The 24,596-nt window shown below is 63.9% G+C and carries 21 protein-coding genes; 16 read left to right on the top strand and 5 right to left on the bottom strand.

The features are described from left to right. Window positions 1-126 precede the first annotated feature (126 nt). From sucC to ACQ66H_RS04620, 13 genes are all read left to right on the top strand, one after another. Window positions 127-1,293: an ADP-forming succinate--CoA ligase subunit beta gene (gene sucC, locus ACQ66H_RS04560; RefSeq protein ID WP_019919445.1), complete on the top strand. Its 1,167-nt coding sequence runs from the start codon at window positions 127-129 to the stop codon at window positions 1,291-1,293. Window positions 1,294-1,307: 14 nt separating this feature from the next. After that, complete coding sequence (sucD, locus tag ACQ66H_RS04565) at window positions 1,308-2,201, top strand: succinate--CoA ligase subunit alpha (protein ID WP_019919444.1); 894 nt, start codon at window positions 1,308-1,310, stop codon at window positions 2,199-2,201. 125 nt (window positions 2,202-2,326) lie between these two features. Beyond that, on the top strand, window positions 2,327-3,067 hold the full coding sequence (locus ACQ66H_RS04570) for a TerC family protein (protein WP_430432999.1): 741 nt from the start codon (window positions 2,327-2,329) through the stop codon (window positions 3,065-3,067). A gap of 13 nt (window positions 3,068-3,080) precedes the next feature. Beyond that, window positions 3,081-4,034 (top strand): ornithine cyclodeaminase family protein, encoded by a 954-nt coding sequence (locus tag ACQ66H_RS04575; RefSeq protein ID WP_430433000.1) that lies wholly within the window; start codon window positions 3,081-3,083, stop codon window positions 4,032-4,034. A gap of 222 nt (window positions 4,035-4,256) precedes the next feature. Then, a complete protein-coding gene (locus ACQ66H_RS04580) occupies window positions 4,257-6,842 on the top strand; it encodes a CHASE2 domain-containing serine/threonine-protein kinase (RefSeq protein WP_430433001.1) in 2,586 nt (861 codons plus the stop codon). A gap of 31 nt (window positions 6,843-6,873) precedes the next feature. After that, window positions 6,874-7,647: a Stp1/IreP family PP2C-type Ser/Thr phosphatase gene (locus ACQ66H_RS04585; RefSeq protein ID WP_304004228.1), complete on the top strand. Its 774-nt coding sequence runs from the start codon at window positions 6,874-6,876 to the stop codon at window positions 7,645-7,647. Window positions 7,648-7,658: 11 nt separating this feature from the next. Next, window positions 7,659-8,453, top strand: coding sequence for an FHA domain-containing protein (locus ACQ66H_RS04590; protein WP_430433002.1), 795 nt, complete (start codon window positions 7,659-7,661; stop codon window positions 8,451-8,453). A gap of 103 nt (window positions 8,454-8,556) precedes the next feature. Further along, entirely contained in the window at window positions 8,557-10,794 is a 2,238-nt protein-coding gene (locus ACQ66H_RS04595) for a CHASE2 domain-containing protein (protein WP_430433003.1), read from the top strand. A gap of 33 nt (window positions 10,795-10,827) precedes the next feature. Further along, window positions 10,828-11,595 (top strand): MBL fold metallo-hydrolase, encoded by a 768-nt coding sequence (locus ACQ66H_RS04600; RefSeq protein ID WP_430433004.1) that lies wholly within the window; start codon window positions 10,828-10,830, stop codon window positions 11,593-11,595. Window positions 11,596-11,649: 54 nt separating this feature from the next. Beyond that, window positions 11,650-14,022 (top strand): ATPase, T2SS/T4P/T4SS family, encoded by a 2,373-nt coding sequence (locus ACQ66H_RS04605; RefSeq protein WP_430433005.1) that lies wholly within the window; start codon window positions 11,650-11,652, stop codon window positions 14,020-14,022. 13 nt (window positions 14,023-14,035) lie between these two features. Then, window positions 14,036-15,670, top strand: a complete 1,635-nt coding sequence (locus tag ACQ66H_RS04610) for an HD domain-containing phosphohydrolase (RefSeq protein ID WP_430433006.1) — start codon at window positions 14,036-14,038, stop codon at window positions 15,668-15,670. A 188-nt stretch (window positions 15,671-15,858) separates the two neighbouring features. Continuing rightward, a complete protein-coding gene (locus ACQ66H_RS04615; RefSeq protein ID WP_430433007.1) occupies window positions 15,859-16,308 on the top strand; it encodes a pilin in 450 nt (149 codons plus the stop codon). Between the two features lie 2 nt (window positions 16,309-16,310). After that, window positions 16,311-17,705, top strand: a complete 1,395-nt coding sequence (locus ACQ66H_RS04620) for an O-antigen ligase family protein (protein ID WP_430433008.1) — start codon at window positions 16,311-16,313, stop codon at window positions 17,703-17,705. Here the strand turns inward: ACQ66H_RS04620 and ACQ66H_RS04625 are convergent. The 4 genes from ACQ66H_RS04625 to ACQ66H_RS04640 form a co-directional block, all read right to left on the bottom strand. Next, window positions 17,692-18,150, bottom strand: coding sequence for a SixA phosphatase family protein (locus ACQ66H_RS04625; RefSeq protein ID WP_430433009.1), 459 nt, complete (start codon window positions 18,148-18,150; stop codon window positions 17,692-17,694). The genes ACQ66H_RS04620 and ACQ66H_RS04625 overlap by 14 nt on opposite strands. A 79-nt stretch (window positions 18,151-18,229) precedes the next feature. Further along, window positions 18,230-19,720, bottom strand: coding sequence for a CHAD domain-containing protein (locus tag ACQ66H_RS04630; protein ID WP_430433010.1), 1,491 nt, complete (start codon window positions 19,718-19,720; stop codon window positions 18,230-18,232). 135 nt (window positions 19,721-19,855) lie between these two features. Then, window positions 19,856-20,359, bottom strand: coding sequence for a cyclic pyranopterin monophosphate synthase MoaC (gene moaC, locus ACQ66H_RS04635; protein ID WP_430433011.1), 504 nt, complete (start codon window positions 20,357-20,359; stop codon window positions 19,856-19,858). Further along, complete coding sequence (locus ACQ66H_RS04640) at window positions 20,356-20,826, bottom strand: response regulator (RefSeq protein WP_304004020.1); 471 nt, start codon at window positions 20,824-20,826, stop codon at window positions 20,356-20,358. The genes moaC and ACQ66H_RS04640 overlap by 4 nt, the downstream gene beginning before the upstream one ends. 208 nt (window positions 20,827-21,034) lie before the next feature. On the opposite strand from ACQ66H_RS04640, the gene ACQ66H_RS04645 reads away from it, so the two are divergent. The 3 genes from ACQ66H_RS04645 to ACQ66H_RS04655 all read left to right on the top strand — a co-directional run bounded on the left by ACQ66H_RS04645 (window position 21,035) and on the right by ACQ66H_RS04655 (window position 23,554). Further along, window positions 21,035-22,489, top strand: a complete 1,455-nt coding sequence (locus ACQ66H_RS04645) for a M48 family metalloprotease (RefSeq protein WP_430433012.1) — start codon at window positions 21,035-21,037, stop codon at window positions 22,487-22,489. Window positions 22,490-22,587: 98 nt separating this feature from the next. Then, the gene (locus ACQ66H_RS04650; protein ID WP_019919427.1) at window positions 22,588-22,815 is read left to right on the top strand and encodes a sulfurtransferase TusA family protein; all 228 of its coding nucleotides are present in this window, start codon (window positions 22,588-22,590) and stop codon (window positions 22,813-22,815) included. Window positions 22,816-22,849: 34 nt separating this feature from the next. Beyond that, window positions 22,850-23,554: a glutathione S-transferase family protein gene (locus ACQ66H_RS04655; protein WP_430433013.1), complete on the top strand. Its 705-nt coding sequence runs from the start codon at window positions 22,850-22,852 to the stop codon at window positions 23,552-23,554. 10 nt (window positions 23,555-23,564) lie between these two features. Here the strand turns inward: ACQ66H_RS04655 and ACQ66H_RS04660 are convergent, their stop codons facing one another. After that, window positions 23,565-24,515 (bottom strand): IS481 family transposase, encoded by a 951-nt coding sequence (locus ACQ66H_RS04660; RefSeq protein ID WP_430432535.1) that lies wholly within the window; start codon window positions 24,513-24,515, stop codon window positions 23,565-23,567. Between the last annotated feature and the right edge of the window lie 81 nt (window positions 24,516-24,596).

Consider the following 24,596-nt stretch of genomic DNA (forward strand, 5'->3'; position numbering starts at 1 on the left):
GCCCGCACGCCGGAATGCGGGTGTTGACCGCCAACCGGCGTCGCGATGCGCAACAAGACTCGTGAGGGCTACAACCCGAAGCGGGCGTTTCACCATCCTGTGCAGACAACAAGGCGAGGAATACGCATGAAGATCCATGAGTATCAGGCGAAGGAGGTATTGCGCCGTTTCGGTGTGGTCACGCCGCGCGGAGTACCTGTTTTCGAGGTTGACCAGGCAGTGGCCGCAGCGGAATCGCTGGGCGGCAAGGTCTGGGTGGTCAAGGCGCAGATCCACGCCGGTGGCCGCGGCAAGGGCGGCGGCGTCAAGGTGGCGAAGTCGCTCGATGAAGTGCGCGAATTCGCGAAGCAGATCATGGGCATGCAGCTGGTCACGCACCAGACCGGCCCGGAGGGCCAGAAGGTCCGCCGCCTGCTGATCGAGGAAGGCGCCGACATCAAGAAGGAATACTACGTCGCCGCGCTGACCGATCGAGCGACGCAGAAGGTGGCGATGATGGCCTCGTCGGAAGGCGGCATGGACATCGAGGAAGTTGCCCACAACACCCCGGAAAAGATCATCAAGGTGTTCATCGACCCGCTGGTCGGCATGACCGACGCGCAGGGCAAGGAACTGGCCGACGGCATCGGCGTTCCCGCCGCCTCGCAGGCGCAGGCGATCGACACCTTCAAGAAGCTGTACACGTGCTACATGGAAACCGATGCCTCGCTGGCGGAGATCAATCCGCTGATTCTCGAGGGCAACGGCAACATCAAGGCGCTGGACGCCAAGTTCAATTTTGATTCGAACGCGCTCTACCGTCACGAAGACATCGTTGCCTTCCGTGACCTCGACGAAGAGGACGCGGCCGAGATCGAGGCCTCGAAGTTCGACCTCAGCTATGTGTCGCTGGACGGCAACATCGGCTGCCTGGTGAATGGTGCCGGTCTGGCCATGGCCACCATGGACGTGATCAAGCTGTACGGCGCCGAGCCGGCCAACTTCCTCGACGTGGGCGGCGGTGCCACCACCGAGAAGGTGACCGAGGCGTTCAAGATCATGCTGCGCAACCCGAACGTGCGCGGCATTCTGGTGAATATCTTCGGCGGCATCATGCGCTGCGACACCATCGCGACCGGCGTCGTTGCCGCGGCGCGCGAAGTGCACCTGACGGTGCCGCTGGTGGTGCGCATGAAGGGCACCAACGAAGAACTGGGCAAGCAGATCCTGGCGGACTCGGGTCTGCCCATCATTTCGGCCGACAGCATGGCGGATGCGGCACAGAAGATCGTTGCCGCCGTGGCCGGACACTGAGGGGAGAACCAGATATGTCGATTCTGATCAACAAGGACACCAAGGTCATCACCCAGGGCATCACCGGGAAGACGGGCCAGTTCCACACCCGCATGTGCCGCGACTACGCCAATGGCGCGAACTGTTTCGTCGCCGGCGTAAACCCGAAGAAGGCCGGTGAGGACTTCGAAGGCATTCCCATCCACGCCACCGTGGCCGAAGCGAAGGCCGCCACCGGCGCCACCGTGTCGGTCATCTACGTGCCGCCTCCGGGTGCGGCCGCAGCGATCTGGGAAGCGGTCGAAGCCGACCTCGACCTGGTCATCTGCATCACCGAAGGCATTCCGGTGCGCGACATGCTGATGGTGCGCAACAAGATGAAGGCCAAGGAAGCGGCCGGCGGCAAGAAGACGCTGCTGCTGGGCCCGAACTGCCCGGGCCTGATCACGCCGGATGAAATCAAGATCGGCATCATGCCGGGCCACATCCACAAGAAGGGCCGCATCGGCGTGGTCAGCCGCTCGGGCACGCTGACCTACGAAGCGGTCGGCCAGCTGAGCGAGATCGGTCTCGGCCAGTCGAGCGCGGTCGGCATCGGCGGCGACCCGATCAACGGACTCAAGCACATCGACGTGATGCGCATGTTCAACGACGATCCGGACACCGACGCGGTGATCATGATCGGCGAGATCGGCGGTCCGGACGAAGCCGAGGCGGCGCAGTGGTGCAAGGCCAACATGAAGAAGCCCATCGTGGGCTTCATCGCCGGCGTCACCGCACCTCCGGGCAAGCGCATGGGCCACGCCGGTGCGCTGATCTCGGGCGGTGCCGACACCGCCGACGCCAAGCTCGCCATCATGGAAGAGTGCGGCTTCACCGTGACGCGCAATCCGTCGGAAATGGGCAAGCTGCTCAAGGGTCTGCTCTGATCCTGAAGCACTGAGTTGTTGTTGCAGTGCACAGGGCCATCGCGCAAGCGGTGGCCCTTTTCATTTGTGCCCGTCATGAAGCTCTGTCGGTAGAATCCGCGCTTTCGCATTCCGGGCGCAACACGATGGATTTCTCTTCTCCCGAATTCTGGCTTGCCGTAGGCCAGATCATCATGATCGACATCCTGCTGGGCGGTGACAACGCGGTCGTGATCGCGCTGGCCTGTCGCAAGCTTCCGCCGGCGCAGCGCAGGCTGGGCATCATGTGGGGCACGGCCGGTGCGGTATTCCTGCGCGTGATCCTCATCATGTTCGCGCTGACCCTGCTCAAGGTGCCCTATCTCAAACTGGTCGGCGCCATCCTGCTGCTGTGGATCGGCATCAAGCTGCTGATGCCCGAGGATGAGGACGAGCACGCCAACATCAAGCCCAGCGACAAGCTCTGGGGCGCGGTGAAGACCGTCATCGTGGCCGATCTGGTGATGAGCGTGGACAACGTGATCGCGATTGCCGGCGCCGCCGAGGGCGCGGGCGGCGACCATCAACTGCCGCTGGTCATCTTCGGCCTGCTGGTGTCCATCCCCATCATCGTCTGGGGCAGCCAGCTGGTGCTCGGTCTGATGACGCGCTATCCCTTCATCGTCACGCTGGGTGCCATGCTGCTGGGCTGGATTGCCGGCACGATGGCGGTGACCGATCCGGCGATTCTGCCCTACGTGCCGCTCGACGCGGCCAGCACCGTAGACAAGCCGGAGGCGTCGGCCTTGGTGCGCTACGGGGCCGGCATCGTCGGTGCGCTGCTGGTGCTGGCGGTCGGCAAGATCATCGCCTCGCGCCAGAAGCCGGTCGATTTCCCCATCCAGTGATCGCGCGCGAGCCGTGAGCCTCTACCTCACCGAGGACGACATCCGGCAGGTGCTGACCCTGCAGGACGCCCTCGTCGCGGTCGAGGATGCGCATCGCTGGCATGCCGCCGGCGAAGCCATCGACACGCCGCGCGCGCGCAGCCGCACGCCGACGTCGGCGCTGCACATCCTGCACGGTGCCGTGCTGCCGCTCGGCGTGATGGGCTACAAGAGTTACACGACCAGCCGCGAGGGGGCGCGCTTCTGGGTGCACCTGTTCGATGTCGCCAACGGCCGGCCGCTCGCCGTGCTGGAGGCCGACTACCTCGGCATGATGCGCACCGGTGCAACCGGCGGCTTGGCTGCGCGCGTGCTGTCGCGCGAAGAAGCGCGCAGTGCGGTGGTGTTCGGGGCCGGCTGGCAGGCACGCAGCCAGATCGAGGCGCTGTGCGCGGTGCGCAACATCGAACGCATTCAGGTGGTGGCGCGCAAGCGCGACAAGCTCGAAGCCTTCTGCGCCGAGCAGTCGCAGCGGCTCGGACGCGACATCGTGCCGGCCGACGACATCGAATCGGCCGTGCGAGCGGCTGACGTGGTGGTCACCATCACCACCGCGACCGATCCGCTGTTTGACGGCCGCTGGCTCGGTGAAGGCGCGCACGTCACCGCGGCCGGATCGAATGCGCTGATCCGCCGCGAAATCGATGAAGCCACCATACGTCGCGCCGCCGTGATCGCGGTCGATGCGCGCGCTACGGCCTTGCGTGAATCCGGTGACCTGCTGCCGGCGCTGGAGAAAGGTCGCCTGAACGAGTACGGCATGACCGAACTGGGCGAACTGCTGATCGGCATGCGGCCGGGACGGCGCAGCGCCGCCGACATCACGCTGTTCGAATCCCAGGGCATGGCGATACAGGACCTGGTGCTTGCCGCGCGCCTAGTCGACAAAGCCCGTACGGCGGGTCTCGGACGCGATCTTCCCTACTGATTTCCACGCCTGATTTCCGCGGCGCAGTGTATTCGGCACGGCAAGCGTGAAATTCCACCGCGTCGCGCCAACCGTCGTTTGACTGTGTTGAGGCTGAACTGCAAGAATATGTGACAGGCGTCTGTTTTTCCGCGTGAGTTCGCCGACGCGAGAGCGGATGGCATACACAACAAGCCGACAGGCACCGTCACCCGTCTCCGGGGGCGCGACAACTTTGCGGGGGTGAGCGTGACCAAGGCCGCTATCTGGAAGACCGACTGGTTCCTTGGCGTCGTCATCAGCCTGCTTTTCCTGTTCTCCGCCCAGTCCGACCTGATCCAGAGTCTCGAGCGCAAGGCCTACGATGTCGGCGTCAGCGCAACCGAGCGTACGCCCAGTCCGCGCATCGCCATCATCGCGATCGACCAGCAGAGTATCGACAATATTGGCCGCTGGCCGTGGCCGCGCGACGTGCATGCGCGCATGATCGACAAGCTGGCGCAGGCGCAGTCCAAGGTGGTCGGCACCACCATCTTCTTTGCCGAACCGCAGATCGACCCCGGCCTGGCCTACATCAACAAGCTGCTGGCCATCGAAGCGCAGGTGCGCTCCGCTGCCGCGGTTCCGCCAACCGAGGGCGAGCAGCTGCCACCTGCCGCCGAATCGCTGGATGCCTTCTCGGCCGTGCTGCGTGAAGCGGAGGCGGCGCTGAATACGGACCGGCAACTTGCGGACAGCGTGGCCCGGGCCGGCAACGTGGCGTTGCCGATGCTCTTCCTCGACGGCGAGCCGCAGGGGCGGCCGGACAAACCGCTGCCCGAGTTCGTGCGCCTGATGGCGCTGAAGAATATCGAAGGCAGCGAACCGCTGCCGCCGCTGACGCTGGACGTGTCGGCCGGTGTGATCGAGCCGCTGGGCAAGGTGGCGGCCGCGGTCGGTCACCTGAATCCGTCGATCGATCGTGACGGTGGCCTGCGCCTGCAGCCGCTGGTGATGACGCACTTCGATCAGCTCTATCCGTCGCTGCCGCTGCTGATCGCCGCGAAGAGCCTGAACCTCGGCGTTGACGACATCCGCGTGAAGCTCGGCGAATCGGTCACGCTTGGACGCCTGAAGGTCGCGACCGACCCCGGCCTCGGCATGTACAGCTTCTATTACCAGGGCGAGGGCGGCAAGCCGCCTTTCCCGGTCGATTCCTTCTTCGACGTGATGAGCGGCAAGATTCCGCTCGACAAGTACCGCGACAGGATCGTGCTGATCGGCCAGACCGCACCCGGCATCGGCAATTTCTACGCCACACCGGTGTCGCCGGCCATGTCCTCGGTCGAGGTGATGGCGCACGGGCTGTCCAGCATCCTGCAGGAGCACTTCTTCGTGTCGCCGTCCTGGGCCTGGGCGGCCGAGTTCGGCGTGTTCCTGCTGATCGCCCTCTACCTGATCGTGCTGCTGCCGCGACTCAAGGCCGGGTTGGGCGCCGGCGTCACGGCGGCGCTCTTCGTTGCGCTGCTGGCCACCCACTTCGTGCTGATGACCGGTCAGCTGATGTGGCTGCAACTGATGTTGCCGGCGACGCTGCTGCTGGTCGGTCACCTGCTGCTGACGACCAAGCGCTTCCTGGTGACCGAGCGCGGCAAGGTGAAGTCGGACGAGCAGTCGGCAGAATCCAACCGCATGCTGGCGCTGGCCTTCCAGGGGCAGGGCCAGCTCGACATGGCCTGGGACAAGTTCCGCCAGGTGCCGCTGTCCGACGCGGTCATGGAAAACCTGTACAACCTGGCCCTTGATTTCGAGCGCAAGCGTCAGTTCAACAAGGCGGAATCGGTGTTCCGCCACATGGCCGACTTCAATCCGAAGTTCAAGGACCTGGAAACACGGGTCAAGCGGGCCAAGGCGATGTCGGAAACCGTCATGCTGGGCGGTAGCGGCGGCGGGCGCACCAATACCAGCATCCTCGAGGACGGCACGGTCGAGAAACCGATGCTGGGCCGCTACCAGGTCGAGAAGGAACTGGGTAAGGGCGCGATGGGCGTGGTGTACCTCGGTCGCGACCCCAAGATCAATCGTGTGGTCGCGATCAAGACCATGGCGCTGTCGCAGGAATTCGATGAGGAAGAACTGGCCGACGTGAAGGAGCGCTTCTTCCGTGAGGCCGAGACGGCCGGTCGTCTGAACCACCCGAACATCGTCACTATCTTCGACGCCGGCGAGGAGCATGACCTCGCTTACATCGCGATGGAGTTCCTGAAGGGACGCGACCTGGTGCCGCAGACCAAGCCGGGGCACCTGATGCCGCTGCCCAAGGTGATGGACATCGCCGCCCGGGTGGCCGACGCGCTCGCGTACGCGCACGGCAACAATGTCGTGCACCGCGACGTGAAGCCGGCCAACATCATGTACGAAGCCGAGTCGGACCAGGTCAAGGTGACTGATTTCGGCATCGCGCGCATCACCGACTCGTCGCGCACCAAGACCGGCATGGTGCTTGGCACGCCGTCCTACATGTCGCCCGAACAGCTGGCCGGCAAGAAGATCGATGGCCGTTCCGATCTTTTCTCGCTCGGCGTGATGCTGTTCCAGATGGTCTGCGGCAAGCTGCCTTTCGAAGGGGATTCGATGGCGCAGCTGATGTTCCGCATCGCCAACGAACAGCATCCCGACATCCGCGACCTGCGGCCGGACGTGCCGGACTGCCTGTCCGCCATCATCGACCGCGCGTTGGCCAAGGATGCGGACGCCCGTTACCAGTCGGGCAACGACATGGCGGCCGACCTGCGCACCTGCGCCGGCAATCTCACCCAATCCCTCTCACAGGTTGACTTCAGCATCTGACATGAATCAGGATCTCAGCCCTTCACTGCAGATGGTCAGCCGCTCCGACTCCGGCATGGTGCGGACGCACAACGAAGATGCCGTCGCTACCCACCCGGCAATCGGCGTGGCCGTGCTCGCCGACGGCATGGGCGGTTACAACGCCGGCGAAGTGGCGAGCGGCATGGCCACCGCGGTGATCAGCACCGAACTTCAGCAGGGCCTCGTCGAGGGCCGCAAATCGATATCCGAACTGCTGGAAGCGGTGATCGGCCACGCCAACGAGTCGATCTACCGCGCGGCCGAAAGTCAGCCACAGTACTCCGGCATGGGTACCACGCTGGTGATGGCAGTGTTCCGCGACAACCACATATCCGTTGCGCATATCGGCGATTCGCGCATGTACCGGCTTCGCGGCGACGTTTTCGAGTGCGTCACCCGCGATCATTCGCTGTTGCAGGAGCAAATCGACAGCGGCATGATTACGGAGGAAGACGCCAGACGCTCACAGAACAAGAACCTCGTGACACGGGCGCTGGGTGTCGATCCGGTGGTCGAACCGGAAATCCATACCTACGAGGTCGAGACCGGCGATGTCTACCTGTTCTGTTCAGACGGTCTGAACGACATGGTCGAGAACGAGGACATCGAACTGACGCTGAAGGCGCTTTCGGCCAATCTCGATCTGGCCGCCGAACAGCTGGTGCAGATGGCGAACGACAATGGCGGGCGCGACAACGTTTCGGTGATACTGGTCAAGGTACTGCAGCCTTTCCCGGTTGCCCGGCGCGGCTGGCTTGCGCGACTGCTCGCATGGTTGAAGTAAAGGACTGGAAAATGGCAAAACTCATACTCAGCATGGATGGTCTGGTCCTCAAGGAGCTGCCGCTCGCCAAGGAGCGCACGACCATCGGGCGCAAGCCGCACAACGACATCCAGATCGACAATCTCGCGATCAGCGGTGAGCACGCGGTCATCGTCACCATCCTCAACGATTCCTTTCTCGAGGATCTGAACAGCACCAACGGCACCTATGTAAATGGTCAGCCGATCAAGAAGCACTTCCTTCAGAACAACGACGTGGTGGAACTGGGCAAGTACCGCCTGAAGTACATCAACGACACGCCTGCCCAGGCGCCGGCGCCGGACTTCGAGAAGACCATGGTCCTGCGCCCCGACATGATGCGCAAGCCGCCGGCAGAGGCGCCGACCGCGCCGCCGGTGGTGCCGATGCGCTCGCAGACCGAGACGCAGGCCGGCTTCCGCGCCGGCGCGTCGGTGCCGGCGGGCACCTCGATGGGTGGTGGCATGCCGCCGCCCGCGCCGGTCGCACCGCCGCAGCCGGCGGCGCCCGCCGCGGCGCCGAACCAGATCGGCGCCATCCAGATCCTCAACGGCGCCAACGCCGGGCGCGAGCTGGAACTGACGAAGACGCTGACGACCCTCGGCAAGCCGGGCCTGCAGGTGGCGGTGATCACACGGCGGCCGCAGGGCTACTTCATCACCCATGTCGAGGGCGCCAACTTCCCGGTGGTCAATGGCAGCCAGCTCGACGCCCAGGCGCACCCGCTGAGCGATCACGACGTGATCGAGATTGCGGGCGTCAAGATGGAGTTCTTCATCAAGCGCTGAGCCGGCACGCCTCGCTCATGTTGCTCCGTCCTGCGCGCTGCGCTGACCGGTCGGCGATCCGCCGGCCGGTCCCTGATCGCTTGCCCCGCGCCGGGGCTGCCCGGTGAATCAGCACGTGCTGAAGTACGGCATCGGCTTCCTGCTGATGCTCGTGCTGCTCGGGCACGCCGCCCGCTTCTATCAGATACCGGTTCTCGGCAATCTGGATCACATCGCCTACGACACCAAGCTGTCGCTGACCATGCCGCGCACGCGCGACGAGCGGGTGGTCATCCTGGACATCGACGAGCGCTCGCTGGCCGAAGTCGGACGCTGGCCCTGGGGTCGGGAGCATCTGGCGACTCTGATGGACAAGCTGTTCGACCACTACGGCGTAATGCTGCTGGGTATCGACGTGGTGTTCGCCGAGCCCGATACCAGCTCAGGTTTGCCCATGCTCGAAGGCCTGGCCGCCGGACCGCTCGCCGACAACGAGGGCTTCCGTGCCGCGCTGGACGGGCTGCGACCTCAGCTCGATTACGACAAGCGCTTTGCCGTGTCGCTGCAGAACCGCCCGGTGCTGCTGGGCTACTACTTCAGCGATCGCGGCGACGGACTGAGCAGTGGCGCGCTGCCCGACCCGGTGCTGCCGGCCGGGACTTTCCGTGGCCGCAACATCGCGTTTGCCAGTTTCAACAGCTTCGGTGCCAATCTGCCGCTGTTCCAGGCGTCGGCACTTGGCGCCGGTCATTTCAATCCGCTGCCCGATTTCGACGGTCTCAATCGCCGCGTACCAATGCTGGTCGAGTACAAGGGCGCCTACTACGAATCGCTGTCGCTGGCGGTGGTACGCACCCTGCTGGGCAGCCCGAAGCTGGTGCCGGGCTACGCCGAAGGGGGGCTGTTCGGGGTGAGTACCCGGGACTATGCCGGCCTGGAGTGGCTGGAACTGCAGTCGGCGCGTGGAACCTTGCGTCTGCCGGTGGACGAGAACGTCGCCGCGCTGATTCCCTATCGCGGTTCGCAGGGCAGCTTCGCTTACTACTCGCTCGCGGACGTGCTGGCCGGGCGCACGCCGGTCGATGCGCTGAAGGGGCGCGTCGCCCTGCTGGGCACGACTGCACCCGGTCTGCTCGACTTGCGGGCGACGCCCGTCGGCAGCTCCTATCCTGGGGTGGAGATCCACGCCAACCTGATCGCCGGCATGCTGGACGGCTATATCAAGCACCGGCCGCAGTACGTGACCGGATTCGATGTGGTCGTGCTGCTGCTGGTCGGCGGCCTGCTGTTGTGGGCGCTGCCGCGCATGTCGCCGATGAATGCCACGCTGCTGTCGGCGGGCATGCTGCTGCTGCTGCTGGGCATGAACTTCGCCTTCTGGCAGTTCGCCGACTTCGTGCTGCCGATCGCGGCCAGCCTGCTGCTGGTGGTCGGGCTGTACGCGCTCAACATGTCCTACGGCTACTTCTTCGAATCGCGCTCGAAGCGGCAGTTCGCACGCATGTTCGGCCAGTACGTGCCGCCCGAACTGGTCGAGGAAATGAGCCGCAACCCCGAGCACTACAGCATGGAAGGTCGCAACGCTGAACTGACCATACTGTTTTCCGACATCCGCGGCTTCACCAGCATTTCGGAAGGGCTGGAACCGAAACAATTGACGCAGCTCATGAACGAATACCTGGGTGCAATGACTTTCGTCATTCAGGATCAGCGCGGTACGCTCGACAAATATATCGGCGACGCGATCATGGCATTCTGGGGGGCGCCGGTGGACGATCCGGCGCACGCGATCCACGGGGTGACGGCCGCGTTGCAGATGCAGTCGAGACTGGCCGAACTGAACAGTCACCTGACCGCGCGCGGCTGGCCGGAACTGAAGATAGGCATCGGTGTGAACACCGGCACGGTCACGGTCGGCGACATGGGGTCGCCGGTACGCAAGGCCTATACTGTGATGGGCGACGCGGTGAATCTGGCGTCACGCCTCGAAGGGCTGACCAAACAGTATGGCGTGGGCATCCTCGTCGGCGATGAAACGCGGCGCGCCATCAAGGGCGTCGTGTTCCGCGAGGTGGATCGCGTGCGGGTGAAAGGCAAGGACGAGCCGGTATCGATCTACGAGCCGCTGGCGATGGAAGTCGATTTCGATCGTGCGCGGCTGGAAGAGCTGAAGTTGTGGAATCAGGCGCTGCGCCAGTTCAGGAACCAGGAGTGGGATCAGGCCGAACTGACCCTGTTCAACCTGCAGCGCATGGACCCGGGGTGCGTGCTGTACGGCTCCTACGCGGAGCAGATCGGACACTATCGCCGTTCGCCGCCTGGCAAGGGCTGGGACGGCGTGCGTACCTTTGATACGAAGTAGGCGGACGAAAACGGACTTACGCGCGGGAAACAGATGAGGATACGGGTGCTCGGTTGCAGTGGTGGCATAGGCGGTGCGCATTTGCGTACCACGTCGCTGCTTGTTGACGACGACATCCTGATCGACGCCGGAACGGGTGTGGGCGATCTGTCGATCGCCGAGTTGGCACGCATCGACCACGTGTTCGTCACGCACAGCCACCTTGACCACATCGCCTGCCTGCCGCTGATGGTCGATACGGTGGGCGAGCTGCGTTCGCGTCCGTTGACCGTATGGACCACCGGGCCGACGCTGGAAGTGCTGCGGCGGCACATCTTCAACTGGTCGATCTGGCCCGACTTCACCGAAATTCCGTCGGTCGAGCGACCGTTCATGACTTTCCGCGAATTGCGAGTCGGCGACGAGATCGACATGGGCAGCCGGGCGATCCGCGTGCTTCCGGCCCAGCACACGGTGCCGGCGGTCGGCTACGCGGTGCGTTCCTCCGGCGGCACGCTGGCTTTTTCCGGCGATACCACTGTGTGCGACGAGTTCTGGGACGCCGTCAACGCCTTGCCCGATCTGCGCTACCTGATCATCGAAACCGCCTTTCCCGACCGCGATCGCCAACTCGCCGTGATGTCCCGCCACCTGTGCCCGGACATGCTTTCGAGGGAGCTGGAGAAGCTGCGCCACCCGGCCGATATCTACATCACCCATCTGAAACCAAGCCAGATGGACATGACCATGCGCGAGATCGCCGACACGCTCGGCTCGCGCAAGCCGCACATGTTGCGCAACAATCATGTTTTCGACTTCTGACCATTGGGCGCGCGGCAGGACGGCCGCGCGGGTCAGCGGTGACGGGGTGAACAAATGAGTGCAGTGCTACCGCCGGCGAGCGATCTGGGCGCGATGAGCGATGTGTCGAGCCGGCTGGCGTTCTTCAAGAACCTTCAGGGCGTGACGACCAAGATTCACGCCACCACCAATATCGACGAAATCATGCTTGAACTGTCGCAGGAGATTTCTGCGCTGTTCAACGCCGACCGTCTGACCATCTACGTGCTGGGCGACGACCGGTTGACCATCGTGTCCAAGGTGAAGACCGGCCTGAATTCGTTCAAGGATCTGCGCCTGCCGCTGACCGAGCAGTCGATCGCGGGCTTCGTCGGCATGAGCCGCAAGCTGCTCAACATTCGCGACGTCTACGACGAGGCCGAGCTGAGGTCGCATTCGTCCAGCCTGAAGTTCCTCGACGGCGTGGACAAGAAGACCGGCTACCGCACCAAGCAGATGCTGGTCGCGCCGATTCTCGACCCGGAGAAGAGGGATCTGCTGGGCGTGGTCCAACTGATCAACAACAAGTCCGGTCAGCCCTTCTCGGCGCTGGCCGAAGAAGGCCTGCTGAGCATGGCACACACGCTGGCGGTGGCTTTCCAGCAACGCAGCAAGCCGACGCACGTGGTCAAGTCGAAATACGACTACCTGGTCGTCGATGGCGTCATGTCACCGCAGGAGTTCGACCTCGCCTCGCGCGCGGCGCGGCGCAAGGGCGTCGATGTCGAGGACGTGCTGGTACGCGATTTCCAGGTCAAGCAGCAGGCCATCGGTGCGTCGCTGTCGAAATTCTTCGGCGTCGCCTACGAGCCCTTCAAGCCCGAGCGGGTCAAACCCTTCGACCTGATCAGGAATCTCAAGCGCGAGTACCTCGAAGAGCAGCAATGGGTGCCGGTGGAGGACTCCAGCGAGGGCATCGTCGTCGTTGCGCTCGACCCGGAGAAGGTGAAGGGTGCGCGCGTCGTCAACAACATCTTCCCGAAGGCTAAGCTGGTCTTTCGCGTCACCACCACGAAGGAATTCGTGCAGACGCTGGACCAGTTCTATGGCTCGACGATGGACGACACCAGCGTCGGCGACCTGCTGTCCGACATGCTGGAAGAGGACGAGGTGCACGACGTTGGTGGCGACGACGTCACCGCCGCTGCCGACAACGAACTGGTCCGGCTTGTTAACAAGATCATCATCGACGCCTACCAGCAGGGCGCATCCGACATCCACATCGAACCGCGTCCGGGCAAGGACAAGACCCAGGTCCGCTTCCGCAAGGACGGCACCTTACACCCCTACATCGAGGTACCGGCCAGCTACCGCAGCGCGCTGGTCACCCGCCTGAAGATCATGTGCGACCTCGACATTTCCGAGCGCCGCAAGCCGCAGGACGGCAAGATCAAGTTCCGCAAGTTCGGTCCGCTGGACATCGAACTGCGGGTTGCCACGATACCGTCGGCCGGCGGCGTCGAGGACGTCGTGATGCGTATCCTCGCCGCCGGCGAGCCGATACCGATCGACAAGCTGGGCGTACTGCCGCACAATCTGTCGCGGTTGAAGGATGCCGTGAGCAAGCCCTACGGCCTGTTCTTCGTGTGCGGCCCGACCGGCTCCGGCAAGACGACCACGCTGCACTCCATCCTCAGCCACATCAACACGCCGGAAACCAAGATCTGGACCGCCGAGGACCCGGTCGAAATTACGCAGAAGGGGCTGCGTCAGGTACAGATCAACAAGAAGGCCGGGCTGGATTTCGCCGCCATCATGCGCGCCTTCCTGCGCGCCGATCCGGACGTGATCATGGTCGGTGAAATGCGCGACAAGGAGACCGTGGCCATCGGCATCGAGGCCTCGCTGACCGGTCACCTGGTGTTCTCGACGCTGCATACCAACAGTGCACCGGAATCCATCGTCCGCCTGCTCGACATGGGCATGGATCCGTTCAACTTCGCCGATGCGCTGCTCGGCGTCCTGGCCCAGCGGCTGGCCAAGCGTCTGTGTCCGAAGTGCAAGGAGGCCTATCACCCGGACGCCGCCGAAATGAAGCACTTCCTAGAGGAGTACTGCGAGGAGCTGCGCAACACCGCCGACTTCAAGGTCAACGCCGAAGGGGCGATGGATCGCGTGTTGAAGGACTGGATCAAGGCCTACGCCGATGACAAGGGGCGCTTCACGCTGTATCGGCCGAAGGGCTGCCCGGACTGCAGCAATACCGGCTACCGCGGCCGGCTGGGCCTGCACGAACTGATGCTCGGCACCGACCGCATTAAGAAGAACATCCAGGAACGCGAACGCGTCGCCACCATGCTCGCCACGGCACTGGAGGAGGGCATGCGTACGCTGAAGATGGACGGCATGGAAAAGGTGCTGTCCGGGCTGACCGACATGAAGCAGGTCCGCGCGGTCTGCATCAAGTAGCGCGCCGCCGCACATGGACAAGTTCGACGACCTGCTGCGGCGCTTCGAGGATCTCAACGAGATCGGCGCCGCACTGTCGAACGAACGCAATATCGAAGCGCTGCTCGAGAAGATACTGCTCGCCGCCAAGGCCATCACCCATGCCGACGGTGGCACGCTCTACCGCACCGACGAAAGTGGCGAGCATCTGCGTTTCGAGATCATGCGCACCGACTCGATCGGCATCGCGATGGGCGGCACCAGCGGCAAGCGCATCGTGTTTCCGCCGCTGCCCCTGCATCTGCCGGGCGGCCAGCCGAATCTGTCCATGGTCGCCGCTTACTGTGCGCTGAACCGCTGTACGGTCAATATCGCCGACGCCTACGCGGCCGAGGGCTTCGACTTCTCGGGCACGCGTGCTTTCGATGCCCGCACCGGCTACCGCTCGACCAGCTTCCTGACGGTGCCGATGATGAATCACGAAGGCCGGGTGATCGGCGTGCTGCAGCTGATCAACGCCGTCAACCCGGTGAGCGGCGTGGTCGGCGTGTTTTCCGATTCCGACCGCCGGCTGGCCGAGTCGCTGGCATCGCAGGCCGCCATCGCGCTGACCAACCGGCAACTGGTGAGCCAGCTCGAAGCGCTGTTCGAATCCTTCATCACGCTGATCAACAACGCCATCGACGAGAAGTCGCCCTACACCGGCGGCCACTGCCAGCGCGTACCGACGCTGACCATGATGCTGGCCGAAGCGGTCAATGACACGACCGAAGGCCCGCTGGCCGACTTCACGATGACCGACGCCGACCGCTACGAGCTGAAGATCGCCGGCCTGCTGCACGACTGCGGCAAGGTGACCACGCCGGTGCACGTGGTCGACAAGGCGACCAAGCTGCAGACCATATTCGACCGCATCCAGCTGGTCAACACGCGCTTCGAACTGATACGTCGCGATATCGAACTGGCCACCTTGCGCCGGCAGATGGCGCTTGGCCCGGATACGACCAGTGCTGCGCGCGCACGGATCGAGCGCGACGGTGCCGATCTGCTCAATGAGGTCGAGGGCGACCGCGCCTTCCTCCGTCAGGCGAACATCGGCTCGGAGCGGATGAGCGATGCCGACGTCGAACGGGTGCACGCGATCGCCCGGCGCTGGTCATGGACCGACGCCCAGGGCGCCCGTCACCCCTGCCTCAGTGCCGATGAGGTCGAGAACCTGACCATACGCGCCGGCACGCTGACCGGCGCCGAGCGCGAAATCATCAACTACCACATCGTGTTGACGATACGCATGCTCGAATCGCTGCCCTGGCCGCGTCACCTGACCAATGTGCCCGAGTACGCCGGCGGCCATCACGAACGGATGGACGGCAAGGGCTACCCGCGCGGCCTCACCCGCGAACAGATGAGCGTGCAGGCCCGCGTAATGGGCATCGCCGACATCTTCGAAGCGCTGACCGCCAAAGACAGGCCCTACAAGCGGCCGATGAAGCTGTCCGAAGCGCTGCACATCCTCGGCAAGTTCCGCCTCAACGGCCACATCGATCCCGACCTGTTCGACGTGTTCGTTCGCCAGCAGGTCTATTTGCGCTACGCGGAAACCTATCTCGACCCGGAGCAGATCGACGACGTCAACCTCTCTGCCATCCCCGGCTACGCAGTGAACTGACGTTTTTCGTCACATGCTGCCGGTGAACGGCAGGACAGAAGCATCTGTGTCGAACTGTGTCGCGGCGCCCGGAACAAAAAATCCTTGTGTTTCAGCGAACTGTAAAAAAGTGCTAAAGCTGGCACCCGCCTTGCTCGATATCACCCTGAGCGCAGTCGCGCCCGTTCCGTTCAATACAGGAGAGAGTGATGAAAAAGGTTCAGCAAGGTTTCACCCTGATCGAACTGATGATCGTGGTCGCGATCATCGGCATTCTGGCGGCGATCGCGATTCCGCAGTATCAGGATTATGTGACGCGTGCTCGTTGGTCCGATAATATTTCCGGCATTGCATCGCTCAAGACCGCAATTGCTGAGTGTTTGCAGAATCGGGCTGGTGCCACGGCTGACTGTGATTCGATTGCCGATCTGAACACTAACGGATTTTGGCCGAACACTACCGATCCCGTTCCGCTAGGCGCAGGAACTGCCACGGTTACGGCCACTACTGCGGCCATTACAATTTCTGGTAATGCGCAGGCGGGAAGTTGTACTGTCGCTCTGACACCGAACACAACTACCACTGTCGCTAATATCACTTGGGCGCCGACCGTTACAGGTAATAACTGTGGACGCGCTCGTACTGGTCTTGGAACCTGAGTTTGAATGACTGGAAAAAAAAGCTCCCGTTGGTTGGGAGCTTTTTTTTATTTTTTTCGCTAGCTCCCTTTGTTGGAAGCGCTTGGTGGCACGTAGAAGAACACGATGTTTCACGTGTATTTCAACTGGCGTCAATAATTCTATCGATATTTTTTTTATCGAATACCTCCGCGGCAAAAGATTGGTTGATCACTGTTGCCGTCGTACTTGTGGTGACCTTTGGGGTGATTGCAGGACGCTGGGGCAGCATCGAAGCTGTTCATCTATCCTCTCTCGTGTGTTTGGGCATTGTCTGGAGTCGCAGCCTTCGCAACCGCCCCGAACACCATCTGCTGACCTGTCTGGTCGGACTTTGCGCCGCCTATACGTTTGTTCTGCTACCACGCTGGATCGCCTTCGTCGTCGAGGGACTTCCTTTCTATGCCCATGAATTCTTTCCCGCATTTTCCAACCAGCGTTTCTTCGGTCACTGGGTGACGCTCTCGTTACCGTTGGTGGTGTTGGCGCGCGAGCGCTGGTCTGGTGCTCCAACGCTTGCGCGCTGGCTCGACCTGCTTGCCGCCCTATGGGTAGCTTTTGCCGTCGCGTCGGGTACGCGCGGAACTTGGATGGCGTTGACTTTGATCACCCTCCTTCTTCCTTTGGCCGGGTTCGCGGGCCGGCGTCTTGCCCGTGGAATGGTGCGAGCCGCACTCCTCGGAGTGGGCGCGTATGCACTGATGTTCTGGCTTATTCCACTTCTCGTGTCAGGGCAGTCCTCGCCGGCAGGTTTATCGCGGCTTATTGAGGGTGGCTCTCTGTCGCTGCGGGACGTGATCTGGTCTGAGGCGTGGAGAGGCATCCTCGCGCATCCTCTGATGGGCTTGGGGCCGATGATGCTGGCTGCCACCTCCAATGGTGTGGCAGCGCATCCGCACAGTTTCTTTCTGCAGATTGCCTCTGAATGGGGCGTCCCAGTCGCGTTGGGAGTGGTCGGAGTCTTCGCGCGTGCCGGATGGATACAACTCCAGCTCTGCAGGCGCGATGGCGATCCGCTCAGGACCGCAGTGCTGGCAGCGATCGGCGCGGGCCTGCTCCATGCGCAGGTCGATGGAGTACTGGTAATGCCGTTCGGCCAAACCCTTTTTGTATTGCTGTGCGCGTGGATTGCATCGATGAGTGCAACTGAAGTCTCGACCGTGCCACATTCGACGGTAGGACGATATGGCTTTCGCCTCAGAGGACTATTACTGGTACTGGTCTTTGCGCAAGTGTGGTTGATCTGGCCCGAGCTCACTAGGCTGAAGGAATGGGAGCAGGAGACGCATGCGGCGGGAGGAGGAGGTCTCTATCTGCCGAGGTACTGGACTCAGGGGACGATTCCACTCGAACCGCAGCCTTTGTTCAGGCCTCTGTGAGATCGGCACCTACGCATGCACGTAGCACCGTCTGCGTCTCGCCATCTCGCACCCGGTTGGTAAACCACCACACTGCTCCCTTCTTGACGGTCCACTCCGCCTCCTCACCCGACAGCAACAGCGCCGCGACCCGCCCCAGCGTCGGTTGATGCCCCACCACCACCACTGCGCCGCTGCCGGTCGGCCATTCGGTCGCAGCGATGAGGTCTGCGACCGACGCATCGGTGCTCAGCAGCCGCGAGGTTTCGAAATCCAGTTCCAGCGCCTGCGCGGTCTGCTGGCATCGGGTCGCCGGGCTGACCAGGATGCGGGTGTTCTTCGGCAGGCGGGGTTTTAGCCAGGCGGCCATCTGCTTGGCCTGCTTCTCGCCGCGCGCGGACAGTTTGCGGCTGGCGTCGGGTACGGTGTCGAGCGCTTCGGCGTGGCGCCACAGGATCAGTTCCATCGATGTCTCCTCGTGTTCTGTTCAGGCGCGCGCAGTGTGGTGAGGTGACGTGACGGATGCATGACACGGCGCCCCGGATTCAGCGCGGGCGCGGCATGCGCTCCAGACGTTTGAGCAGCTTCGGTGCCTCGTTGACGATCTTCCGGTAGCGCGGCATGTGGTGCGCGGCGATCTGTGACACTGCGGCCAGCAGGGCCGGGTCGTTGCCTGCGGCAGCCAGCAGGCGCGGGCCAGCCTGGCTGAGGTCGTTGATCAAGCCAAGCTGCTCCTGTGCGGCCGCAAGTGTTTCGAGCGCGCGCCGGGCGCGATTGGCGTGCAGCAGCGGCAGGCTGAATTCGAGTGCGTAGCGCAGCCGTTTCACGTCGATGCGCAGCGCGTGCAGCGCGGCGATGTCGCCCGATCTGGCCAGACGGGCGGCGGCGATCATGCGGGTATGTGCGCGCGCCAGGCGCTTGCGGGCGAGGGCGGCCAGCGATGGTGCGTCCTGCCGTTCGTCGAGCCGATGCAGCAGGTCGAGCAGCGCAATCATCAGTCGGGCCTGCCTGCCGTCCTGCAGGGCATTGATCACGCGCGCGCGCACTTCGCTGCGTATCGCGAGCAGTGTGCCGGCGAGATCGTTCAGTTCGGGTGAGGCCGTCTTGCCCAGCAGCGGCGCCACCAGTTCGGACTGCAGCACGTCGCGATCGCGCAACTCGCCCAGTTCGCTCGCCAGCGCACGCAAGTGCTGCGCCAGATCGTCGGCGCTGCCGTCCGGCAACGCGGGCGCGAACACGCGCAGTGCGCTGCGCAGCCGGCGCAGCGCGACGCGCATCTGGTGGATGAATTCCGGCGCGTCGCTGTTCAATGCACCGTGTTCGTTTGCCTGGTAGTGCGCGATGCAGTCCAGCGCGACCGCGCGGAATGCGTCTGCGGCCGAGCCTTCCGGGTCTATCGGCGAGCGGCCGGCGCGCACCGGCTCGGGTGTGGTGCCGGCCATCAGGTCGTAGCCGCGCTGTGCTTTGCTGCGTGACTCTGCACGCAGCGGCAGCGTCGCAGCGAGGCGGGCGGCGAAATCGAGCAGGGCGTTGACCGGAGCGCCGGCCAGTTCCAGTTCGAGTTCCGAGATGGTTTCGCGCTGCTCGCCAGCAATGATGTGACCGCGATCGGCCATCAGCAGCAGCTCGCCGTCACCGGCTTTGAAACGCCATTCGCGCCGCTCGAAGGTGGTGTCGAACACGGTGACGAGCACGCCGCGGTCGCGCAGGGTTTCGAGTTCTGCACGCAGTGCGGGGTCGTCGATGGCCGAGAAATCGAAGTGACCGCTGAAGGGCTGCTCCCATTCAGGACGCGACGACAGCCCCGCGCGCGACGCACTGGCGCACTTCACCGTCTGCAGCCAGCGCCGCCCCGCACGACGCAGGCGCAGCGCGACGCGCTGGCGCCGCAGTGCGAGGTCGGGGGTGTCGAAATAGAGGTTGCGCAGCGTCTGCGTGTGCGCTGGCGCGATGGCCTCGCGCAGCAGCGGGTGGCGGGAGAAGGCGCGCCAGCCGGCGCCGGCCATCGCCAGTTTGAGTTCGATTTCCTGGGCCATCGTTTCCGTGCCTGAGCGGGTTCAGTGCCCGCGACCGGGCCGATGGTAGAACGAAAGCGGGTTTCTTCGTCACCTCGCGGGCGGAAGGGCCGTGCGGCGCTTACGCGCGGCGTTGCAGACGCACGCGCACCGGGCTCAGTCGGCCGTCCAGTGCCCCGACTTGCCGCCGGCCTTTTCCAGCAGACGGATGTCGCCGATGCGCATGCCGCGGTTGACCGCCTTGCACATGTCGTAGATGGTGAGCAGGGCGACGCTGGCTGCGGTCAGCGCTTCCATTTCGACGCCGGTCTGACCGGTGGTGCGGGCGGTGACCTCGCACAGCACCTGGTTTGCGGCTTCGTCGAGCGTGAACTCGACGCTCACCTTGGTCAGTGCGATCGGATGGCACAGCGGGATCAGCTCCGAGGTGCGCTTCGAGGCCTGGATGCCGGCGATGCGGGCGACGCCGAGTACGTCGCCTTTCTTTGCATTGCCGTCGCGCACCAGCGCGAAGGTGGCCGGAAGCATGGTGATCGAACCGGCGGCACGCGCCACCCGCGCGGTGTGCGCCTTGTCGCCGACGTTGACCATGTGGGCCTGGCCCTGGGCGTCGAAATGGGTCAGCGGAGACTGCGGAGTCTGAGAGTCGTCGGCGCTCATCGTGTCATTGCGGACGGGTGAGGAGGGGGGATGTTCAGTTCGAGCCAGTAGCGGGCGAGCAGGGTCAGCGTTTCGGAAAAGCTGACGAAATCGAGCGACTTGCGCACGAAGCTGTTGGCACCGAGTTGCGCGGCGGTGCGGATGTCGCGCTGTTGCGACGACGCCGACACCATGACCACCGGCAGCACATGCGTCTGCGGGTCGGCCCTGACCTGACGCAGAACCTCCAGCCCGTCGATGCGCGGCAAGGTGAGGTCAAGCATCACCAGCGCCGGCTGGTAGCGCGTGTCGCGCCCGACGAAGGCGCCACGCCCGAACAGGTAGTCCAGCCCCTCCTCACCGGAGGCGGCGATCTGGATCTGCTCGCTCGGCACGATGTTGCGCAGTGCCGTGGTGATGAGCTTCACGTCTTCGGGTACATCTTCAATCAGCAGCAGGGCGTGCGAACCAACCGGAATCGACGACATCGGAGACGTAGGCGTTGAGGGGTGAGGGGACCGGCCAGGCCGGCTACCATGTCGGTCGTCGCGCAGCGCCGGCCGAACCTTCTGTGCTGCCGTTCTTGTTGCGCCGCCGCTGTTTGCGGGGCACCGTCACACGCGGTAACGGATCGCTGACGAATGCTCACCTGCTGCCGAACGACCGTTCACGCCTGCCCGTTATCATAGCATCGCCATGAGTCACTTCCTGTTCTCCCGCCAGCTGCGCAAGGCGGTCGCCGTGTTGCTTCTGCTGCCGCTTGCCGCGCCGGCCAATACGCTGCCCGATCTTGGCGACGTCGCCCAGGCCGATCTGCCGCCGTCGCTCGAACGCCGCATCGGCGAATCGCTGTGGCGCGACATGCGGGTGCGCGAGCGCAGCTACATCAACGATCCGGAGATCAACGGCTACCTGAACCAGCTGGCCGACCGACTGGTGTCCAAGCTGCCGGATTCGACGCAGAGCTTCGAACTGTTCGCGCTGCGCGACCCGACGCTGAACGCCTTCGCCTGGCCCGGCGGCTTCATCGGCGTACACACCGGCCTCATCGTCGCGGCGCAGAGCGAATCCGAACTGGCTTCGGTGATTGCACACGAAATTTCGCACGTGACGCAGCGGCACATCGCACGGCTGTACTCGAAGCGCGGCGAAATGAGCGTGATCGCGATCGCCTCGCTCATCATCGCGGCGCTCGCCGCACGCGGCAACTCGCAGGCAGCGCAGGCAGCGCTGGTCGGCGGTCAGGCGGCGAACATCGCAACCCAGCTTGCCTATACGCGCGACTTCGAACGCGAGGCCGACCGCATCGGCATCCAGATGCTGGATGGCGCCGGCTTCGACACCCGGGGCATGGCGGCCTTCTTCGAGCGCATGCAGCGTTCGGTGCGCTTCTACGAAGCGAATTCGCCGGCCTATCTGCGCACCCACCCGCTGACCACCGAGCGTATTGCCGACGCAGCCGCACGCATCCAGCAGACCGCCTACCGCCAGGTGCCGGACAGCATCGATTTCCTGCTGGTGCGCGCCAAGCTGCGTGCCTACGACGGCGACGCGCGTGAGGCGATGGCCGAATTCGAGAGCCGGCTGCGCGACGTCCAGGGCAACGTGCGTGTCGCCGCGCGTTTCGGTCTGGCACACGCGGCGCTGCGTTTGCGCGATTTCAAGCGCGCGCAGCTGGAACTCGATGGCTTGCACGCCGACGGCTTTGCCTCGCCCTTGCTCGACAACCTGGGCGGGCGCATCAGTCTCGACGCCGGGCGCCCGGCCGAGGCGGTCGAGCGCTTCCGCGACGGTCTGAGCCGATCCGCGCGTTCGCGCGCGCTGCTGTACGGACTGATCGAGGCCCTGCTGGCCGACAATCGTCCGGACGAGGCACTGACGGTCGTCAATGGCGAGGTGTCCGTCACCACCCAGGACCCGCAGCTCTACCAGTACCAGGCGCGGACCTATGCGCTGCTTGGCAAGCGCCTGGCGCAGCACCGTGCGCAGGCCGAGGCCTATGTGCTGAACGGGCAGTACCAGGCCGCCATCGAACAGCTCGAACTGGCACAGCGTGCCGCTGACGGCGATTTCTATCAGCAGTCGGCGGTCGATGCGCGGCTGCGCGAACTGCGCGAACGGCTTGCCGAGCAGCGGCGCGACGGCCTGTAGGCCGTCACGCGATGTCGGCTGGCGCTGGAAACAAAGCCGTGGCGTTGATCACCGCCGCGACAGCGGGTATAAACGCCGCTCCAAGCACGGGGTGAGACATGGAATTCGACAAGGAACTGGATGCGCGCGGCCTGAACTGTCCGCTGCCCATCCTGCGCACCAAGAAAGCGCTTTCGGAACTGAGCAGCGGTCAGGTGCTGCGCGTGGTGGCGACCGATCCCGGCGCAGTGCGCGATTTCGAAGCGTTCGCGCGGCAGACGGGCAACACCCTGCTCGACAGTGGCGAAGCGAACAAGGAATTCTTCTTCCTGCTGCGACGCAAGTAAACGCAGCGGCTGGCGCCAGAACAAGGGGGAAACAATGATCCGTCTTTTCCAGTTTCCCCCGGCGATGGGCCTGCCCAATGCGAGCGGCTTCTGCCTGAAGCTCGAAACCTGGCTGCGCATGGCCGGGCTGCCCTACCAGAACGTGTATACGATGAATCTGGGCAAGGCGCCGAAAGGCAAGCTGCCACACATCATCGACGACGACGGCACCGTTCTGGCGGACAGCGGCCTCATCATCGATCACCTGAAGCGGCGCCACGGCGTGGCGCTGGACGACCACCTCGATCGCGACCAGCGCGCGCAATCGCTGATGCTCCAGCGCACGCTGGAGGAGCACGCCTACTGGTGCTTGCTCCATTTCCGCTGGGCCGACGACCGTTACTGGCCGGCCACGCGCGACGCCTTTTTCGGCGGCATGGGCGCGCCGTACAAATGGTTCGTGCCGGCACTGGCCCGCGGCGGCATGGTGAAACAGGTGAAGGCAGCCGGCGTCGGCCGCCACACCGCCGACGAAATCACCGAAATGGGCATGCGCGACATCGACGCCGTCGCCACTGTGCTCGGCGACAAACCCTTCCTGTTCGGCCACCCCTCCAGCATCGACGCAACGGCCTACGGCATGCTGGCCAACGTCGTGTTCGTCGATGTCAACATTCCGTTCAAGCGGCTGATCGAGCGCGACTACCCGTCCATCGTGCGCTACTGCGAGCGGATGAGGGCGGTTTATTGGAGGGACTAGGGGGCAGGGACTAGGTGTGAAGAGTCAAGAGGTTGTTCTGCGAATTTGAGAGACGGGACATAGGGACTTTGCAGGCGATGCCGTGATGAGGTCGGTGCCAGTTGTAGAAGTGGTTCCAGAGAGGCAAAGCGGCTTTGCGCAGGTCGGAGTTGGGATAGGAATGGCCGTAGGCCCACTCGCGCAGAGCTGACTGGATGAAGCGCTCTGCCTTGCCATTGGTCTGTGGCCGATAGGCTCGTGTGAACTTGTGTTTGATCCCCAGCTCGGTGCAGGCCTGAGCGAAGGCGAGCGAGTGGAAGGCAGGTCCGTTGTCGGTGAGCACGCGCTGTACGGTGACACCGAGCGTTGCGTAATAGGCGACGGCATTTCGCAGGAAGCTCACGGCGCTGTCTTTGCGCTCATCGGGGTGCATGTCGGTGAAAGCAATGCGCGAATGGTCGTCGATGGCCACAAACAAGTGTTCCCAGCCTACGCCGCGGGTGCGCTTGCGATAATCGGCTGTGATTCGATGACCCACAGCGGTGAAGCGGCCCAACTTCTTGATGTCGATGTGGAGCAGTTCGCCGGGCGTCTGGCGCTCGTAGCGCTGTATGGACTCCGTCGGGGCCAGATCGCTGAACCTTGAGAGGCCGGCTCGTCGGAGCACCCGGCTGACCGTTGCTTTGGATACGCCGGTGTAGGAGGCGATCCGGGATTGAAGAAAGAGTTTGCGGCGCAGCTCGATGATGGTCAGCGCGACTTCTGGGGCAATGCTTCGGGGAGAACGGGCGGGACGGGACGACTTGTCTGCAAGTCCAGCCGGACCTTCGGCCAGGTAGCGCCCCAGCCATTTGCGGGAAGTGACACTGCTGACGCCGTTACGCTTCGCCGCATCAGAGGCCGACAGACCTCTCACACGCATGTCCAACACCATTTCCAGGCGACGAAGGTAGGTCAATCGGGCATTCTTGTGGGTGTTCATCCGGAATCCTGTTCGAGAGAGCTTGGGGGTTTGGCGATTTCCAGTCTCTCAGAACTTCTCCGGGTGAACACCCGAAACAAC

The organism is Methyloversatilis sp. (assembly GCF_965284615.1).
GTDB lineage: Bacteria > Pseudomonadota > Gammaproteobacteria > Burkholderiales > Rhodocyclaceae > Methyloversatilis.

Excerpts from the sequence above, each read along its gene's own strand:
- sucC (WP_019919445.1), top strand. The coding sequence starts at position 127 with ATGAAGATCCATGAGTATCAGGCGAAGGAGGTATTGCGCCGTTTCGGT.
- sucD (WP_019919444.1), top strand. The coding sequence starts at position 1,308 with ATGTCGATTCTGATCAACAAGGACACCAAGGTCATCACCCAGGGCATC.
- ACQ66H_RS04570 (WP_430432999.1), top strand. The coding sequence starts at position 2,327 with ATGGATTTCTCTTCTCCCGAATTCTGGCTTGCCGTAGGCCAGATCATC.
- ACQ66H_RS04585 (WP_304004228.1), top strand. The coding sequence starts at position 6,874 with ATGGTCAGCCGCTCCGACTCCGGCATGGTGCGGACGCACAACGAAGAT.
- ACQ66H_RS04590 (WP_430433002.1), top strand. The coding sequence starts at position 7,659 with ATGGCAAAACTCATACTCAGCATGGATGGTCTGGTCCTCAAGGAGCTG.
- ACQ66H_RS04600 (WP_430433004.1), top strand. The coding sequence starts at position 10,828 with ATGAGGATACGGGTGCTCGGTTGCAGTGGTGGCATAGGCGGTGCGCAT.
- ACQ66H_RS04605 (WP_430433005.1), top strand. The coding sequence starts at position 11,650 with ATGAGTGCAGTGCTACCGCCGGCGAGCGATCTGGGCGCGATGAGCGAT.
- ACQ66H_RS04610 (WP_430433006.1), top strand. The coding sequence starts at position 14,036 with ATGGACAAGTTCGACGACCTGCTGCGGCGCTTCGAGGATCTCAACGAG.
- ACQ66H_RS04615 (WP_430433007.1), top strand. The coding sequence starts at position 15,859 with ATGAAAAAGGTTCAGCAAGGTTTCACCCTGATCGAACTGATGATCGTG.
- ACQ66H_RS04625 (WP_430433009.1), bottom strand. The coding sequence starts at position 18,150 with ATGGAACTGATCCTGTGGCGCCACGCCGAAGCGCTCGACACCGTACCC.
- ACQ66H_RS04630 (WP_430433010.1), bottom strand. The coding sequence starts at position 19,720 with ATGGCCCAGGAAATCGAACTCAAACTGGCGATGGCCGGCGCCGGCTGG.
- moaC (WP_430433011.1), bottom strand. The coding sequence starts at position 20,359 with ATGAGCGCCGACGACTCTCAGACTCCGCAGTCTCCGCTGACCCATTTC.
- ACQ66H_RS04640 (WP_304004020.1), bottom strand. The coding sequence starts at position 20,826 with ATGTCGTCGATTCCGGTTGGTTCGCACGCCCTGCTGCTGATTGAAGAT.
- ACQ66H_RS04645 (WP_430433012.1), top strand. The coding sequence starts at position 21,035 with ATGAGTCACTTCCTGTTCTCCCGCCAGCTGCGCAAGGCGGTCGCCGTG.
- ACQ66H_RS04650 (WP_019919427.1), top strand. The coding sequence starts at position 22,588 with ATGGAATTCGACAAGGAACTGGATGCGCGCGGCCTGAACTGTCCGCTG.
- ACQ66H_RS04655 (WP_430433013.1), top strand. The coding sequence starts at position 22,850 with ATGATCCGTCTTTTCCAGTTTCCCCCGGCGATGGGCCTGCCCAATGCG.
- ACQ66H_RS04660 (WP_430432535.1), bottom strand. The coding sequence starts at position 24,515 with ATGAACACCCACAAGAATGCCCGATTGACCTACCTTCGTCGCCTGGAA.